Origin of the sequence: Rathayibacter sp. AY1A2 (assembly GCF_002930935.1) — a bacterium.
Lineage (GTDB): Bacteria > Actinomycetota > Actinomycetes > Actinomycetales > Microbacteriaceae > Rathayibacter.
The window spans coordinates 1-16,064 of record NZ_PSTP01000032.1 but is presented as its reverse complement, the minus strand read 5'-3'; the positions used below and the strand labels follow the sequence as shown (position 1 = coordinate 16,064).

Sequence of the window (16,064 nt, the reverse complement as noted above, 5' to 3'; positions counted from 1 at the left end):
GGGTGGGGAAACACGGGCGTCACACGGGTGGGGTTCACTGGGGGGAGACGCCCGACGGGCGCGGGACGGAGGCGCGGCATGGACCTGAACACGATCCAGCGCGTCCGGGTGGTGCGCGAGCGCTCCGAGCTGGCCGGCCGCGGGCCGCGCTCAGCGGTCATCGGAGGCGGCTCCTGGGTGTTCTCCCTCCCCCACGACCACCTCGACGAGCTCCTCGACCTGCAGGGATTCGCGTGGGAGCCGATCGTGCGCACGGACGCCGGGCTCTCGATCGCGGCGACCTGCACGCTCAGCGAGCTCGCCTCGATGCCCGACGCGGGCGACACCGCCCATCCGCTCTTCTTCCAGTGCTGCACGGCACTGCTGGGCTCCTTCAAGATCTGGAACGTCGCCACTGTCGGCGGCAACATCGCCAACGCCCTGCCCGCAGGACCGATGATCAGCCTCGCCGCCGCGCTCGACGCCACCGCCCTCGTCTGGCGGGCCGACGGCTCGGACGTCGCCGTGCCGGTCGCCGAGCTCGTGACCGGCGACATGACCACTTCCCTGGCCCGGGACGACGTCATCCGCTCGATCGAGTTCCCGCTCTCCTCCCTCCGGGCGCGCACCGCGTTCCGCAAGACGGCGCTCTCCCCTCTCGGACGCTCCGGCGCCGTCGTCATCGGCCGCCTCGACACCGACGGCGCGTTCGTGCTCACGATCACCGCGGCGACCGTCCGGCCGGAGCGGCTCCGCTTCGCCGCCGTTCCCTCCTCGGCCGAGCTCGCCGCGGCCGTCGACGGCGTCGCGACCTGGTTCACCGACCCGCACGGAGCCGCCGACTGGCGCCACGCCGTCGTCCGCGTGCTCGCCGAGGAGATCCGCACCGAGCTGACCGGAGGCGCCCGATGAGGTTCACCGTCAACGGGGAGCCGGTCGACGCCTCCCCCCGCCCCGGCCAGGTGCTGCGCACCCTCCTCCGCGACCACGAGCACTTCGAGGTGAAGAAGGGGTGCGACGCCGGTGACTGCGGCGCCTGCTCCGTCCTCGTCGACGGGACGCCGTTCCACTCCTGCCTCTACCCCGCCCACCGCGTCGAGGGGCGCGAGGTGACGACAGCGGCCGGCCTCGGCACGCCCGAGGAGCCGAGCGCGGTGCAGGAGGCGTTCGTCGAGGCCGGCGCGTTCCAGTGCGGCTTCTGCACGGCCGGCATGGTGGTCACGGCCACGGCGCTCGACGGAGTCCGCGCCGAGGACGTGCCGCGGCTGATGAAGGGCAACCTCTGCCGGTGCACGGGCTACCGCCCCATCCGCGAGGCCGTGACGGGCGCCTGCGCGTCCGGGCACGGCGCGCACGCGGCCGAGCCGTCCGGAGCGGATCGCACGGAGGCCCCGGCCCGCGGACGGCACGCGGCCCCGCCGTCGGGTCTCACGCCCGTCCGCCGCACCGGTCGCCCGTCGGCCGAGGAGTCCCGGGTCGGCCGCTCGCTCGGCGCGCCCGCCGGCCGGCGGATCGTCCAGGGCCGCGAGCCGTTCACCCTCGACGTCGCCGTGGCCGGCCTGCTGCACCTGAAGGTCGTCCAGAGCCCGCACGCCCACGCGCGCATCCGCTCGATCGACACGGCCGCCGCCCGCGCGATGCGGGGCGTCGTCGCGGTCCTGACCGCCGAGGACGTCCCGGACGTCCTCTACTCGACCGCCCGCCACGAGTCCCGGCTCGACGACCCGGACGACACCCGCATGCTCGACACCGTCGTCCGGTTCCGCGGGCAGCGCGTGGCCGTGGTGGTCGCGGAGTCGGTGGCCGAGGCGGAGGCGGCCTGCCGCGCCGTCGAGGTCGACTACGAGGTGCTGCCCGCCGTCTTCGACCCGGAGGAGGCGCGCTCCCCCGGCGCGCCGCTCCTGCACGCCGACAAGGATCCGATCGCCTCGCGCATCGCCCGGCCGGAGGCGAACGTCGTCGCGGAGCTCCACGGAGAGTACGGGGACGTGGCCGCCGGACTCGCGGAGGCCGACGTGGTCGTCGAGGGCCGGTACTCGACCTCCCGGGTCGCGCACACGGCGCTCGAGACCCACGGCACCATCGGCTGGCTCGAGGGCGGAGAGCTGGTGCTGCGGACCTCGACGCAGGTGCCCTTCCTCGTGCGCGACGAGATCGCGCGCCTGTTCGACCGCGATCCGTCGACCGTCCGCGTCTTCACGGCACGGGTGGGCGGCGGCTTCGGCGGCAAGCAGGAGATCCTGACGGAGGACGTCGTCGCCCTCGCCGTGCTCGCCACCGGCCGGCCCGTGCAGTTCGAGTTCACCCGGAGCGACGAGTTCACGATGGCCCCCTGCCGACACCCGATGCGGGTCGGCGTCACGCTCGGCGCCCGGCGCGACGGACGGCTGACCGCCCTCGCCGTGGAGGTGCTCTCGGACACCGGCGCCTACGGCAACCACGGACCCGGCGTGATGTTCCACGGCACCTCGGAGTCGGTCGCCGTCTACAGCGCGCCCAGCAAGCGCGTCGACGCGCAGGCCGTCTACACGAACAACCTCCCCTCGGGGGCGTTCCGCGGCTACGGCCTCGGGCAGGTGGTCTTCGGCATCGAGTCGGCGATGGACGATCTCGCCCGCGAGCTCGGGATCGACCCGTTCGAGCTGCGGCGGATCAACGCGGTGCGCCCGGGCGAGCCGCTGGTGGTCACGCACGTCGAGGGCGACGACATCGGCTTCGCCTCCTACGGGCTCGACCAGTGCCTCGACCTCACCGAGGCGGCCCTGGCCGGCGGCGGCGGCTCCCCCGCCCCCGACGGACCGGGGTGGCGGACAGGGCAGGGCACGGCACTGGCGATGATCGCCACCATCCCACCGCGGGGCCACTTCTCGGAGGCGACCGTCACCGTCGACGCCGCGGGCGTGCTGACCATCGGCGTCGGCACGGCCGAGTTCGGCAACGGGACGACCACCGTGCACACGCAGCTGGTCGCGAGCGCCTTCCGCGCCTCGGCCGACCGGGTGCGGATCCGCCAGTCCGACACGGACGCGGCCCGCTACGACACCGGAGCGTTCGGCAGCGCCGGCACGGTGGTCGCGGGCAAGGCCGTCCACTCGGCCGCGACGCGCCTCCTCGCCGAGCTGCAGGCGCTCGCCAAGCGGCTGACCGGGCACGACGAGACCTTCGAGCCCGACGACGAAGGCCTGCTCGCTCCGGACGGCACCCGGGTCGCGTTCGCCGATCTGGTCCGTGCGGCCGGCGGACCGGTCACCGCGACCGGGAGCGAGGACGGCGCTCAGCGCTCGCTCGCGTTCAACGTCCAGGGCTTCCGCGTCGCGGTGCACGAGCCGACGGGCGAGGTGCGGATCCTGCAGTCGGTCCAGGCGGCCGACGCCGGCTTCGTGATCAACCCGGCGCAGTGCCGCGGGCAGGTCGAGGGCGGAGTGGCGCAGGCGATCGGCTCGGCGCTGTACGAGGAGGTGATCCTCGACGGCGAGGGCACCGTGACCACGGCGATCCTCCGGAACTACCACATCCCGCAGATGGCGGACGTGCCCGAGACCGAGGTGCTCTTCGCGGACACCGCCGACGAGCTCGGGCCGTTCGGCGCGAAGTCGATGAGCGAGGCGCCCTACAACCCGGTCGCCCCCGCACTCGCCAACGCCGTCCGCGACGCGATCGGCGTGCGGCCGACCGAGCTGCCGCTCTCCCGCGACCGGATCTGGCGGCTCCTGCACCCGGACGCCGCCCCGGTCGCGTCCGTCGAGGCGGAGGCGCCGCCCGGTTGAACGACGACGGGCTGAGCGCCGATCGGCTGCCGCAGCTCAGACGCGCGACGCCAGCTCCGTGCTCGCCCGGGCGACCTCGCGGGCGATCGCGTCCTCGTCCGCGTTCACCAGCCGTCCCTCCCGCACCGTCGGGCGACCCTGCACCAGGAGCAGGCTCAGCGGGGGCTGCGCTCCGAGCGCGAGAGCCGCGACCGGGTCCGCGATGCCCGCGTGCTCGATCCCGTCGATCCGCCAGAGCGCGAGGTCGGCGAGCTTGCCGACCTCGATCGAGCCGATCTCGTCCTGCCGGCCGAGCACCCGGGCCCCGCCGATGGTGGCGACCGAGAGCGCCTGCCGGGCGCTCATCCGGTCGGCGCCGGCGCGCAGGCGGTTCATCAGCACCGCGGCGCGGATCTCGGAGCCGAGCTGACCGGACTCGTTCGACGCCGCGCCGTCCACGCCGAGGCCGACCGGGGCTCCCGCAGCCAGCAGCTGCGGGATCGGCGCGATGCCCGCCGCGAGCCGGCCGTTCGAGGACGGGCAGTGCGCGACTCCGGTGCCCGTGGCCGCGAACTTCGCGATCGCGTCGGCGTCGAGGTGGACGCAGTGCGCCATCCAGACGTCGTCGCCGAGCCAGCCGAGCGACTCCAGGTGGTCGGTGGGCGAGAGGCCGAACGCCTCCCGCGTGTAGGCGTCCTCCTCCACGGTCTCGGAGCCGTGGGTGTGCAGCCGGACCCCGAGCTGACGGGCGAGGACGGCCGACTCGCGCAGCAGGTCGGTGGTCACAGAGAAGGGCGAGCACGGGGCGATCGCGACCCGCACCATCGCGTCGGCGGAGGCGTCGTGGTACCGCTGGACCGCCTCTCCACTGGCCTGGAGCGCGGCCGCCGTGGTCTCGACGGCGAAGTCCGGCGGGAGGCCGCCCCGGGACTCGCCGAGGTCCATCGACCCGCGGGTCGCGTGCAGCCGGAGGCCGAGGGTGCCGGCCGCGTCGACGATGCCGCCGACGATGTCGCCGGAGCCCCGCGGGAAGACGTAGTGGTGGTCGGCGACGGTGCTGCAGCCGGACCGGGCGAGGACGCCCATCGCGCCGAGGGCGGCGGAGCGGGTCAGGTCGGCGTCGATGCGGGACCAGGCGGGGTAGAGCGCGACCAGCCAGTCGAAGAGGATCGAGTCCTGCGCCCAGCCGCGGGTGAGCCACTGGTAGAGGTGGTGGTGCGTGTTGACGAGCCCGGGGGTGAGCAGGTGGCCTCGGCCGTCGACCCGCGTGAGCGTGATCGCCTCCTGCGCCGGCAGACCCGTCGGCGACCGTCCGTCGAGGGCCCATGCCGGAGGGTCGCCGGCCCCGACGGCGACGATGCGGGAGTCGTCGACGACGACGTGGCCGACGGGGTGCTCGGTCCCGTGCGCGTCGACGGTGGCGACGTGGGCTCCGGTGAGGACGTGGCGCTGCATGCCCCGAGCATGGCAGCGCGGTGTTTCGCGGCCGTTTCCCGCCGGAGTGCGATCAGGCCGGCGCGATCACGACGGCGCGTGGTCAGGGAAGGACGTGCGGCTCAGCGCGCCGCGTGGATCGGGCCCGAGCGCCCCGCGAGCGGCTCCCCGGACGTCCCCGTGCGCGCGGCGAGGACCTCCGCGAGGATCGACACGGCCGTCTCCTCCGGCGTCGACGCGCCGATGTCCAGGCCGATCGGCGAGTGCAGGCGGGCGAGCGCCTCCTCCGTCACTCCCGCCTCGCGCAGCAGCCGCAGCCGCCGCTCGTGGGTGCGCCGCGATCCCATCGCGCCGACGTAGGCGACCGGGAGCGCGAGCGCGGTCTCGAGCAGCGGGATGTCGAACTTCTCGTCGTGCGTGAGCACCGCGATCACGGTGCGCGAGTCGACCTCGGCGCGGGCGAGGTGGTCGGACGGCCACTCGACGAGGACCTCGTCCGCGCCCGGGAAGCGCTCGGCGGTCGCGAACACCGGACGCGCGTCGCAGACGGTCACGCGGTAGCCGAGCAGGGAGCCTGCGGAGCAGAGCGCGGCGGAGAAGTCGACGGCGCCGTAGATCAGCAGGCGCGGCCGCTCCGCGTGCACGACGTAGGCGACCTCGAGCTCGGCGCCCCGGCAGGCGGTCTCGACCGTGGCCGAGCGGCCGGAGGCCAGGCGCGCCTCGCGCTCGGCGAGGATGCGGCGGGCGGTGTCCTCGTCCAGGTGCGGGCCGACGACGTCCTGAAGGCGCGTCGCTCCGGTGAGCACGAGGCCGACCAGCTCCTCCGGGCCGCCGACGACGATCGCCAGCGCGGCCGAGCGGCCGGCGCGGGCGGCGCGCAGCTCGGCGAGGACCGCGGTGCAGCCGGAGTCGACGACCTGGCCGAACACGCGCAGCTGCCCCCCGCAGGACAGGCCCGCGGCGAAGGCCGCCTCGTCGTCGAAGCCGAAGTGCTCGGACGCGCTGCCCGAGGTGCCGAGCACCTCCTGTGCCAGCGCGTACGCCTGCGCCTCGACGCAGCCGCCGGAGATCGAGCCGATCGCGCGCCCCTCCGCGTCCACCGCCATCGAGGACCCGAGAGCGCGGGGAGCCGAGCCGAAGACGTGCGTGACCGTGACGACCGCGACGCTCCCGCCCGCCTCGACGCGCTCGAGCAGGGGGTCGGCGATGTCGAGCACGACGGCCTCCTCTTCTCGGACGGGAGGCGACGGCGCCGGGGCTGCGGGGAGGCCGGGCGGAGCCGCCGACGGGCGCTCACACGCAGGAAACATGCCGAGTATAGGGTCGATCCATGCCTGACGACGCTCCCTTCCTCGACCTCGTGATCCGCGCCTCCGACGTGCTGACCGAGAACGGCCGGCGTCCGGCCAGCATCGCGATCGCCGAGGGCCTGATCGTCGCGGTCGGCGAGCGGGACGCCCCCTGGCGGACCACGGAGGAGATCGTCCTCCCCGAGGGCCAGGTCCTGATCCCGGGGATCGTCGACACCCACGTGCACGTCAACGAACCGGGCCGCACGGAATGGGAGGGCTTCGCCTCCGCCACCCGCGCGGCCGCCGCCGGGGGCGTCACCACGATCATCGACATGCCGCTGAACTCGATCCCGCCGACCACCACGGTGGCGGGGCTCGAGGCCAAGCGCGCGGCCGCCGGGCCGCAGGCGCAGGTGGACGTCGGCTTCTGGGGCGGGGCGATCCCCTCGAACCTCGGCACGCTGCGCGAGCTCCACGACGCGGGCGTCTTCGGCTTCAAGTGCTTCCTCTCGCCGAGCGGCGTGGACGAGTTCCCGCACCTGAGCCGGGAGCAGCTCGTCGAGGCGATGCGCGAGATCGCCGCCTTCGACGGACTGCTGATCGTGCACGCCGAGGACCCGGCCGAGCTGGAGGCGAGCGCGCTGGAGCCCGGCGCCTCCTACGGCGCGTTCGTCGACTCCCGCCCGCCCGCCTCCGAGCGCAGCGCGATCCTGCACGTGATCGAGGCCGTCCGCGAGACCGGCTGCCGCGCGCACATCCTGCACCTCTCCTCCGCCGACGCGCTGCCGCTCCTGCGCGAGGCCAAGGCCGAGGGGCTGCCGATCACCGCCGAGACCTGCCCGCACTACCTCACCTTCGACGCCGGCTCGATCCCCGACGGCGGCACGCAGTTCAAGTGCTGCCCGCCGATCCGCGACGAGCGCAACCGCGAGCTGCTCTGGAAGGGGCTGCTCGACGGGACGATCGACATCATCGCCTCGGACCACTCCCCCGCCACCGCCGAGCTGAAGCTCCCCGCCGGCGGCGACTTCGGCGTCGCCTGGGGCGGGATCTCGGGACTCGAGCTGAGCTTCCGCGCGGTCTGGACCGGGGCCCGCGAGCGGGGCATCCCGCTCGAGCAGGTCGTCGCCTGGATGTCCACGGCGACCGCCGCGTTCGCCGGGCTCGGCCAGAAGGGCCTGCTGCACGCGGGGTCCGACGCCGACCTGGTCGCGTTCGACCCGGAGGCGCAGTGGCGCGTGGACGTCGACGCCCTCTCGCACCGGAACCCCGTCTCGGCCTACGAGGGCCGCGTCCTCCGCGGCGCCGTCGCCGCCACCTGGGTGGGCGGCCGCCGAGTCACCGCCGCGACGGTCCCGCCCGCCGGGCGCCTCCTCACCCGCCCCTGACCTCGACCCGCCGATCCCCCGCCTCCCTGACGACACCTCGGGGAGCTCGACCGCTCACGCCGAGCGCCGCCGTGTCATCGGCAGGTTTCGAGCGTGTGAACGGAGGCGGGTCGGAGCCGCGGAGCGGGCGGATCGCACAAGACTCGGAGTCCCGGCGGCGGCTCCTCGGGATGCTCCGCCGGTGCGCGGAGCCGCCGGCAGGCGCGAGGCTGGCAGACGGGCTCGCAGGAGCCGCGAGCAGGACGGTCACCACCGCGTGACCGGGCCCGGCCGCACGGAACGGACAGGAGCGGACATGTCGATCATCCTCGGGGACCACCAGTACGGGAAGGCCGAGAACCGCGTCGTGCGGATCTACCGCGAGACCCCGCGGCACGAGATCCACGACGTCAACGTCTCCACGGCCCTCCGCGGCGACTTCGAGGCCGCGCACCGAGAGGGCGACCAGTCGGCCGTCCTGCCCACGGACACGCAGAAGCAGACGGCGTACGCCTTCGCCAAGGAGAAGGGCCTGCGCTCGATCGAGCCCTACGGCCTCGAGCTGGCCCGCCACTTCGTCGACGGCTACGAGCCCGTCCACGGCGCCCGCATCGAGATCGAGGAGTTCGCCTGGGAGCGCGTGCTGGTGGACGGGCGCGAGCACGACCACACCTGGGTCCGGAAGGGCCAGGAGACGCGGATCGCGTCGGTCACGGTCGAGGGCTCGGGCGACGAGCGGCGGATCTGGATCACCGGCGGCTTCAAGGACCTCACGATCCTGAAGTCCACGGGGAGCGAGTTCCACGGCTTCCTCACCGACCCGTACACGGTCCTCCAGCCGACGAACGACCGGGTGATGGCGACCTCGCTGGTCGCGAAGTGGCGCTTCGCCCTGAGCGAGGACGAGATCGCGGCGATGGACTGGGAGGCGGTCTACGCGGGCGTCAAGGCGCTCATGACGAGCCGCTTCGCGACCGTGCACTCCCTCGCCCTCCAGCAGACGCTCTTCGAGATGGGGAAGGCGGTCCTGGAGGAGTACCCGCAGATCGTCGAGATCCGTCTCTCCGCGCCGAACAAGCACCACTTCGTCTACGACCTGTCGCCCTTCGGCGTCGAGAACGACAACGAGGTCTTCCACGCCGCCGACCGCCCCTACGGGCTGATCCAGGCGAGCGTCACCCGCGACGACGCGCCGCCCGCGGGATCCGCCTGGACCGCCTACACGGGCCTGGTGTGACCGGCGCCGGGGGCGTCCACCGGGGGCACGTGCTGCACGTCGCCGGGGGTGCGACGCTCACGACCGCGCGGGAGTCGCTGGTGTCGATCCCGGACGGCGCTCTCGCCGTGGACGAGGACGGCACGATCGCCTGGGTCGGTCCGTACCGCGAGCTGCCGGACCGCTTCGCGCTCCTGCCGGTCTCCGGCGACGCCGCGTCGATCCTGCTGCCCGGCTTCGTCGACGCGCACGTGCACTTCCCCCAGACGTTCTCGACCGACGGCTTCGGCGGCGGCCAGCTGCTCGAGTGGCTCGACCGGACGGTGTTCCCGGCGGAGGCGCGGCTCGCCGACCCGGAGTTCGCCGACGTCGTCGCGCGCGCCTTCACCCGGCGGCGGGTGGCCGCGGGCACGACCGCCGCGATGGTCTTCGGCTCCGCGTTCCCGGCCGCGCAGGACGCCCTCTTCGAGCGCAGCCGCGAGGCGGGGCTGCGGATCGTGTCGGGGCGCGGGATCCAGACCACGGGCCCGGCCTCGGCGGCGCCCCTGATCACCTCGGAGGAGGAGGCGCTGACGCTCGCGTCGGAAGAGATCGACCGCTGGCACGGGAGGGACCAGCTCCTGCAGGTCGCGCTCGTCCCGCGGTTCTCGCTGTCCGTCACTCCCCGGACCCTCGGAGCGCTCGGCGACCTCTACGACGACGTCCGCGGACGCGGCGTCTACGTGCACAGCCACCTCAACGAGAACGACCGGCCCGGCGACGGCGAGATCGCCGCCGTGCTCGGCTCGTACGGCACCCGCAGCTACCTCGACACCTACGACGGGCTCTTCCTGCCCGGCTCGGCGCGCGGCGGCTCCTCCCTCCTCGGGCCGCGCACGATCCTCGCCCACGCCGTGCACTGCCAGGACGCGGAGCTGCACCGGATGGAGGAGACCGGCACCTCGATCGCCCACTGCCCGACCTCGCAGCAGTTCCTCGGCTCCGGCACCATGCCCTGGCGCCGGACCGTCGCCTCGGGGGTCACCGTCGCCCTCGGCTCGGACGTGGGCGCGGGCGACGAGTGGCTGCTGGCGCGAGTGGCGAACGACGCCTTCAAGGTGCACCTCTCGGAGCCCGGCGACGCGGCCGTCGCCCTGCATCCGGCCGAGCTCCTGTTCACGGCGACGCTCGCCGGCGCGCGGGCGCTCGACCAGGAGGACCGGTTCGGCAGCCTCGACCCCGGGAAGGACGCGGACTTCCTCCGCATCGAGCCCGACCGGTGGGAGCCGCTCGCCGACGTCCTCGCCCACGGGATCCGCGCGGACGACGAGGAGGAGGCGACGGCCCAGCTGCTCTTCGCCCTGCTGATGACCCTGCGCGAGCCGGCGATCGCCGCGGTGCACGTCCGGGGCAGGCGGATCGCGCCTCCGGAGTGACGGGGCCGGCCCGGGCGGCGCGGTGCGGACCGCGCGCACCCGGCCGTCAGCGCAGGCGCAGCGCCAGGAACAGGTCGGCGCGGTCCGCGGTGTCCGACAGGTCGCGCTGCGTCAGCTCCTCCACCCTCGCGATGCGGTACCGCACCGTGTTCAGGTGCAGGTGCGTCTGCTCCGCCGTGCGCACCCACGAGCCGCCGCAGTCGAGGAACGCCGCGAGCGTGGCGACCAGCTGCGAGCCGTAGCGCGCGTCGTGCTCGACGAGCCGCCCGAGCACCAGCTCGACGAACACTGAGCGCAGGTGGTCGGGGACCGCGCTCAGCAGCTGCACGGCGGAGGTGACCTCCCCGGAGTCGCTGACCCGCACCGGAGCGTCGTCGCCCGGAGAGCCCGGCAGCAGCATCCCGTAGCGTGCCGAGCGGAGGGCGCCGCCGAGCGCGGGCAGCGGAGTCGCGGCGCTCGTCCCGACGCGCAGCACGGCGCCCGGCCACGCGGCTCCCGCTCGTCGCAGCGCCGAGGTGACGACGGCGAGCGGATCCGCGCCGGTGGGGATCGCATCGGTCGCCTCGGTGGGCAGCACAGCCACCGCGCAGCCCTCGGCGTCGCGTCCGACCACGGCGCGGCCCAGGTGCGCGGCGGCGTCGACCAGGACACGGCGCGCCAGGTCCGGGGGCGCGTCGCCCTCGAACTCGGCGGCGACCACGGCGCACCGCCCGGCGCCGCCGAGTCCGAGCTGCCGCAGGTACACCGCGGCCTCGGGCTGCTCGCTGTCCTCCTCCACGAGCTCGAGCAGGCGGTCGGCGAGAGCGGAGTCGGCCGAGAGCGCCGCCTCCCGCTGCAGCCGGTAGACCCCCACGACTCCGGCGAGCTCCGTCACGGCGTCGAGTACCGCGGCGGGCCAGTCGTTCCAGTCTCCCCCGACGACGACCAGCCAGGAGGTGGCGCGGTGCTCGCCCGCTCCGGCGACGGTGAGGACCGACAGGGCGCCGCCGCGGGCGTCCGCGACCACGACCGGGCTGCGCCGGGCCGTGAGCGCCGCGTGCACGACCCGCTCGATCTCCCCCAGCCCCAGGGGCGAGGCGGAGGCCGCGGTCCGGCCGGTGGCGGTCAGCACCGACACGGGGAGTCCGAGCTCGCGCGAGGTGCGCGTGACGAGCTCGTCGAGCTGCTGCCCCCGGTAGACCTCCGTCAGCAGCTCCCGCTGGCGGGCGAGGGCGGCCGTCAGCCGGGCCACGCGGTCGCCGGCGAGAGCGTTCGACAGGTGCGCCGTGATCGCGCCGAACGACACATCGGCCGGCACGGCGATCAGCGGGACGTCGTGCTCGCGGCAGGCGACGACGAGGTCGTCCGGAACGAAGCCCAGCAGCCCCTCGCCGGCGAGCAGAGCGCTGGCACCCGAGTCCGCGACCGCGGCGACGAAGGCCGCGCTGTCCTGGGCGTCCCGACGCCAGACCAGACCGGTCAGCACCAGCTGGTCGCGCGAGATGTAGCGGCGCGGATCGAGAAGATCGGTCGTGAAGATGCCGTCGACCGGCCGCGCGAGCGCCCCGTCGCCGGCGACCAGCACGCGCAGCCGCAGCTGCGGCGCGTCGAGGACGTCCTGCAGCTGCATCAGCTGCCCCGGTAGGTCGAGTAGGCGAAGGGACTGAGCAGGAGCGGGATGTGGAAGTGCGCCTCCTCGTCGTCGAGGCGGAAGGCGACGACGACCTCGGGGTAGAACGACTCGGTGCCCGAGGCGGCGAACCAGGCGCCGGTGTCGAAGACGACCCGGTGCACCCCGGCGGCCAGGCGCTCCGGCCCGAAGGCCGCCACGCGGCCGTCGTCGTCGGTGCGGGCCTCGGCGAGGCGCTCCCAGCCGGAGCCGACACGGGCGTCGAGAGCCACCGGGACCCCGCGCGCGGGGCGGCCGCGGACGGCGTCGAGCACGTGGGTGGTGACGCGGCTGGCGTGCCCGCTCATCGTGCGGCCTCCGCCCGGACGAGGCGCCCGTCGTCGAGGCCGCGGACGCGCAGCACCGTGATCTCCCGCAGCTGCTCCGCGACGATGCGGGCCTCCGTCTCGTCGTCGAGCCCGAGCCTCCGCTCCAGCTCCGCGACGACCTCGGCCCGGTCGCGGCCGGCCGCGCGGAGGAGGAACACGCGCCCGAACCGCTTCTCGTAGGCGCGGTTGCCGGCCAGCAGCCGCCGGGTCAGCTCCTCGTCGCCCGTGCGGCTCGCCGCCTGCTCCGCGGCCGAGAACGCGGAGGAGCGCCCCGCACCCGCGTGCCGCTCCCCGATCCGCGGGTGGTCGGCCAGCGCCGCCTCCACCTCCTCCTCGGTGAGCGTGCGCGCGGCCCGCTCGGCCGCGTCGGCGAGCGCGTCGGCCGACGGGTAGGGCGCGCCGGAGGCGACCTCGTCGGCCCAGCGGGGGACGGCGAGGCACGCGAGCAGCACGTCGCGGGCGGTCTCGGATCGGGTGTCGGTCATGCGGTCTCCTTCGTCCGGCGGAGCAGGGGCTCGGCCTGCGGCACGATGGTCGGATGGATCTGGTCGGGAGTCGGGACCTCGTCGGGCTGGTGCTCGCGGCGGGTGCGGGGCGCCGGGCGGGCGGCCCGAAGGCGCTGCGGTGCGACGCGGCGGGAGTTCCCTGGGTGGAGCGAGCCGTCGAGAGGCTCCGCGCGGTGGGCTGCGAGCGGGTGCTCGTGGTCCTGGGCGCGGAGGCCGGACGGGCGCGCCTCCTGGTGCCGCCGTCCGCGGACGTGGTCGTCGCGGCGGAGTGCGAGAGCGGCCTCTCGGCGTCGCTCCGCGCGGGTCTCGCCGCGGCCGAGGGCGTCGCCGCGCTGGTCGCCCTGGTCGACCTGCCCGAGGAGCCGCCCAGCGTGGGGGCCCGGCTGCTCGCGGAGGCGCCGGTCGCGCCGGACGTGCTCGCCCGCGCGGTCTTCCGCGGTCGGCCCGGTCATCCGGTGCTGCTGGGACGGGACCACTGGCCGGAGCTCCTCGAGGGCGTGCACGGCGACTCCGGCGCGCGCGACCTGCTCCGCGCGAGGGGCGCGCGCGGGGTGGAGTGCGGCGATCTGTGGTCGGGAGCCGACCGCGACGGGCCGGACTGAGCGGTTCACGCCAGGCCCGCGTCGTCGAGGGCGGCGGCCAGCGCCCGCCAGGCCAGCGTCGCGCAGACGGAGCGGACGGGGTTGCCCGCCACCGCGAGCAGCGCCTGCTCCTCGCCTGCGAGTGCACCCTCCCGGTGCGCCATCGCCGCGAGGAACGCGTCGATCCGCTCCCGCATGTCCGACGCCGGCAGCCCGTCGAGACCGTCCGCGAGCAGCGACGCGGATCCCCGCGAGACCTCGCACCCCCGCCCGCTCCAGGCGAGGCGCACCTGCTCCGCGCCGCCGTCGACGCGCAGCTCGATCCGGTCGCCGCAGGTGGGGGTGATCAGCTCGGCCCGGCCGAGGGCCGGAGTCGGGTCGGCCTGCCCGACGGGGTCCTTGGCGTGCGCGCGGATCAGCTCCGCCGCCTCGCTCACGGCCGGTCCTCCAGCTCGGCGAGCTCCGCGTAGGCCGTGCTGATCCCGGCGATCCGCTCGCGCGACTCCCTCGGCGACGCCCCGAGCACTCCGGAGGCCACGAGCGCGACCGCGCTCATCGCCGATGCGTAGCTGTCCAGCGCCGTGCCGCTGTCGACCGGGCACTCCAGCCAGACCGCCGCGTGCTCCGCGTAGCGCCGGGCGGGCGGATCCGCGAGGAGCACCACGGGCACCTCGCGCGCGGCGAGCGTCCCGATCAGGGCCGTGAAGGAGGCGGGGCGGCGGCGGAAGCCGACCAGCACCACGACGTCCTCGGCTCCGAGCCCCTCGAGCTCCTCACCGAGCGACTGGCCGGGCTGCGGGGCGATCCGAACGCGTCCGCGCGCCTGCGCGAGCTGCTGGCGCAGGTGCAGCGCCACCGGGTAGCTGTTGCGCAGTCCGATCACGACGACCTCGCGTGCTCCCGCGATCAGCCGCACCGCCTCCTCCAGCCGCCCGTCGCCGAACGCGGCGGCCAGCCGGGCCAGGTTCGCCCGCTCGCTCTCGAGGTGCGCGGCGAGCGGATCCCCCTGTCCCTGCGCGGGACCGACCGGCACACCGGAGGACCGCAGCGCCCGGGCGTGCTCGCGCACCTCCTGCGAGTTCGAGAACCCCAGGCGGCGGAACAGCCGCGAGACCGTGGCCTTGGACACTCCGCTGTGCTGGGCGAGCTCGGTCGCCGTGTAGACGGCCAGGTCGCCGAGGTGGTCGAGGATGAAGTCGGCCGCCCGCTGCTCCTGCCGCGACAGCGCGGCGTAGCCGGCATCGATGCGGTGACCGATGCTCGTCGAGGGGGCCGGGGCGGGGGTCACGCGGTCGGCGTCCCGTCGGCGAGCGCCAGCACGGCCGCCTCGAACGCGTCGAGCGCGGTCGCGACGTCGGCCTCGGTCACGTTCTCGTCCGGGTGGTGGCTGACGCCGCCCTCGCAGCGGAGGAAGAGCATCGCGTACTCGGCGAGGTCGGCGACCGCCATCGCGTCGTGGCCGGCCTTGGAGAACAGCACCATCGGCTCCGCGTCCCCGGTCGCGCGGATGCCCGCCCGCACGACGTCCTGCAGCCGAGTGGAGGCGACGACCGCGGGGGCCGAATGGGTCTCCTCCACCGTCAGCGCGAGACGGCGGCGCGACGCCGACTCCGACATCGCGTGCTCGATGGCGTCCCACGCCGCGTCGCGCTGGGCGTCGGTCTCGGCGCGGAGGTCGAGGCTGAACTCGACCCGGCCGGGGATGACGTTGACCGCGCCCGGGAAGGTCTCGAGCCGGCCGACCGTGGCGATCACGCCCTGCTCCCGCGCGATGCGCTCCACCGCGAGCACGGCCTCGGCCGCCCCGGTGAGCGCGTCGCGGCGGCGGTCGAGCGGGACCCCGCCCGCGTGCCCGGCCTTGCCGGTGAGGGTGAGTGCGAAGCGGCGGGCGCCCGCGATCGAGGAGACCACGGCGAGGGCGCGGTCCGCCTCCTCCAGGTAGGGGCCCTGCTCGATATGCGCCTCGAGGTAGGCGAGAACGTCCTGCGCGTCGCGCGCGGCGGTGCGGATGCGCGAGGGGTCCAGCCCGAACTCGTGGAACGCCTCGACGAGCGTCGTCCCGTCGGCGTCCTCGAGCTCCCACCAGTGCTCGTCCCAGGTGCCGGCGAGGGCGCGGGAGCCGAGGAGCGCTGTGCCGAAGCGGGTGCCCTCCTCGTCGCCGAACGCGACGACCTCGACGGCGAACGGCAGGCGCCGGCCCGCCCCGTGCAGGCGCGACACCACGGCGATCGCGAGCATCACGCCGAGGATCCCGTCGTAGCGGCCCGCGTCGGGCACCGTGTCGAGGTGCGAGCCGAGCAGGAGCGCCGGGAGTCCCGGAGTCGCGCCCTCGTAGCGGCCGCACTGGTTGCCGGCCGCGTCCTGCCAGGTGCGCATGCCCGCCTCGGTCATCCAGCGCGCGGCCATCGCGTTCACCCGGGCGTGCTCGGGCGAGAGGTAGACCCGCTCGATGCCGTCGCGGTCTCCTCCAGCCGCGACGGCATCGAGCGGGTCTACCTCTCGCCCGAGCACGCCCTGCGGAATGCGCACCGCGACGACGTTCGTCATCTTG

Annotated in this window: 14 protein-coding genes; 6 read left to right on the top strand and 8 right to left on the bottom strand. The window is 75.0% G+C overall.

Translation table 11 applies throughout. The features are described from left to right. The first annotated feature begins 78 nt into the window (after positions 1 to 78). Both C5B93_RS16455 and C5B93_RS16450 read left to right on the top strand, forming a co-directional pair. On the top strand, positions 79 to 891 hold the full coding sequence (locus C5B93_RS16455) for an FAD binding domain-containing protein (RefSeq protein WP_104292973.1): 813 nt from the start codon (positions 79 to 81) through the stop codon (positions 889 to 891). Continuing rightward, complete coding sequence (locus tag C5B93_RS16450) at positions 888 to 3,746, top strand: molybdopterin cofactor-binding domain-containing protein (RefSeq protein WP_104292972.1); 2,859 nt, start codon at positions 888 to 890, stop codon at positions 3,744 to 3,746. The genes C5B93_RS16455 and C5B93_RS16450 overlap by 4 nt, the downstream gene beginning before the upstream one ends. Before the next feature lie 36 nt (positions 3,747 to 3,782). Here the strand turns inward: C5B93_RS16450 and C5B93_RS16445 are convergent, their stop codons facing one another. Beyond that, positions 3,783 to 5,180, bottom strand: a complete 1,398-nt coding sequence (locus C5B93_RS16445) for an 8-oxoguanine deaminase (RefSeq protein ID WP_104256298.1) — start codon at positions 5,178 to 5,180, stop codon at positions 3,783 to 3,785. 101 nt (positions 5,181 to 5,281) lie between these two features. Further along, positions 5,282 to 6,376, bottom strand: a complete 1,095-nt coding sequence (locus tag C5B93_RS16440; RefSeq protein WP_104292971.1) for an XdhC family protein — start codon at positions 6,374 to 6,376, stop codon at positions 5,282 to 5,284. 113 nt (positions 6,377 to 6,489) lie between these two features. Here C5B93_RS16440 and allB point away from each other — a divergent pair, with 113 nt between their 5' ends. The 3 genes from allB to C5B93_RS16425 all read left to right on the top strand — a co-directional run bounded on the left by allB (position 6,490) and on the right by C5B93_RS16425 (position 10,449). Continuing rightward, complete coding sequence (allB, locus tag C5B93_RS16435; protein WP_104248249.1) at positions 6,490 to 7,839, top strand: allantoinase AllB; 1,350 nt, start codon at positions 6,490 to 6,492, stop codon at positions 7,837 to 7,839. 295 nt (positions 7,840 to 8,134) lie between these two features. Further along, complete coding sequence (gene pucL / locus C5B93_RS16430) at positions 8,135 to 9,055, top strand: factor-independent urate hydroxylase (protein ID WP_104234587.1); 921 nt, start codon at positions 8,135 to 8,137, stop codon at positions 9,053 to 9,055. Then, positions 9,052 to 10,449: an amidohydrolase family protein gene (locus tag C5B93_RS16425; RefSeq protein ID WP_104292970.1), complete on the top strand. Its 1,398-nt coding sequence runs from the start codon at positions 9,052 to 9,054 to the stop codon at positions 10,447 to 10,449. The genes pucL and C5B93_RS16425 overlap by 4 nt, the downstream gene beginning before the upstream one ends. Positions 10,450 to 10,495: 46 nt before the next feature. On the opposite strand, the gene C5B93_RS16420 is transcribed toward C5B93_RS16425, so the two are convergent. Genes C5B93_RS16420 through uraD form a run of 3 tightly spaced genes read right to left on the bottom strand, consistent with a single transcriptional unit; the run spans position 10,496 to position 12,911 of the window. Further along, positions 10,496 to 12,058 carry a PucR family transcriptional regulator gene (locus C5B93_RS16420; RefSeq protein ID WP_104257342.1) on the bottom strand — a complete coding sequence of 521 codons (1,563 nt, stop codon included), beginning with the start codon at positions 12,056 to 12,058 and terminating at the stop codon, positions 10,496 to 10,498. Further along, a complete protein-coding gene (gene uraH, locus C5B93_RS16415) occupies positions 12,058 to 12,405 on the bottom strand; it encodes a hydroxyisourate hydrolase (protein WP_104223494.1) in 348 nt (115 codons plus the stop codon). The genes C5B93_RS16420 and uraH overlap by 1 nt, the downstream gene beginning before the upstream one ends. Further along, positions 12,402 to 12,911 (bottom strand): 2-oxo-4-hydroxy-4-carboxy-5-ureidoimidazoline decarboxylase, encoded by a 510-nt coding sequence (gene uraD / locus C5B93_RS16410; RefSeq protein WP_104251157.1) that lies wholly within the window; start codon positions 12,909 to 12,911, stop codon positions 12,402 to 12,404. The genes uraH and uraD overlap by 4 nt, the downstream gene beginning before the upstream one ends. Before the next feature lie 53 nt (positions 12,912 to 12,964). Here uraD and C5B93_RS16405 point away from each other — a divergent pair, with 53 nt between their 5' ends. Further along, positions 12,965 to 13,534: an NTP transferase domain-containing protein gene (locus tag C5B93_RS16405; RefSeq protein WP_104292969.1), complete on the top strand. Its 570-nt coding sequence runs from the start codon at positions 12,965 to 12,967 to the stop codon at positions 13,532 to 13,534. A 5-nt stretch (positions 13,535 to 13,539) separates the two neighbouring features. Here C5B93_RS16405 and C5B93_RS16400 read toward each other — a convergent pair whose 3' ends face one another. The 3 genes from C5B93_RS16400 to C5B93_RS16390 form a co-directional block, all read right to left on the bottom strand. Continuing rightward, complete coding sequence (locus C5B93_RS16400; protein ID WP_104223491.1) at positions 13,540 to 13,950, bottom strand: iron-sulfur cluster assembly scaffold protein; 411 nt, start codon at positions 13,948 to 13,950, stop codon at positions 13,540 to 13,542. After that, the gene (locus tag C5B93_RS16395) at positions 13,947 to 14,801 is read right to left on the bottom strand and encodes a MurR/RpiR family transcriptional regulator (RefSeq protein WP_219812337.1); all 855 of its coding nucleotides are present in this window, start codon (positions 14,799 to 14,801) and stop codon (positions 13,947 to 13,949) included. The genes C5B93_RS16400 and C5B93_RS16395 overlap by 4 nt, the downstream gene beginning before the upstream one ends. Continuing rightward, on the bottom strand, positions 14,798 to 16,064 hold a 1,267-nt coding region (locus C5B93_RS16390), incomplete at its 5' end, for an allantoate amidohydrolase (protein ID WP_219814060.1). The genes C5B93_RS16395 and C5B93_RS16390, both read right to left, overlap by 4 nt.

Bases quoted from the DNA above. Each gene is read 5' to 3' on its own strand.
- C5B93_RS16455 (WP_104292973.1), top strand. From the start codon at position 79: ATGGACCTGAACACGATCCAGCGCGTCCGGGTGGTGCGCGAGCGCTCC.
- C5B93_RS16450 (WP_104292972.1), top strand. From the start codon at position 888: ATGAGGTTCACCGTCAACGGGGAGCCGGTCGACGCCTCCCCCCGCCCC.
- C5B93_RS16445 (WP_104256298.1), bottom strand. From the start codon at position 5,180: ATGCAGCGCCACGTCCTCACCGGAGCCCACGTCGCCACCGTCGACGCG.
- allB (WP_104248249.1), top strand. From the start codon at position 6,490: ATGCCTGACGACGCTCCCTTCCTCGACCTCGTGATCCGCGCCTCCGAC.
- pucL (WP_104234587.1), top strand. From the start codon at position 8,135: ATGTCGATCATCCTCGGGGACCACCAGTACGGGAAGGCCGAGAACCGC.
- C5B93_RS16420 (WP_104257342.1), bottom strand. From the start codon at position 12,058: ATGCAGCTGCAGGACGTCCTCGACGCGCCGCAGCTGCGGCTGCGCGTG.
- uraH (WP_104223494.1), bottom strand. From the start codon at position 12,405: ATGAGCGGGCACGCCAGCCGCGTCACCACCCACGTGCTCGACGCCGTC.
- uraD (WP_104251157.1), bottom strand. From the start codon at position 12,911: ATGACCGACACCCGATCCGAGACCGCCCGCGACGTGCTGCTCGCGTGC.
- C5B93_RS16405 (WP_104292969.1), top strand. From the start codon at position 12,965: ATGGATCTGGTCGGGAGTCGGGACCTCGTCGGGCTGGTGCTCGCGGCG.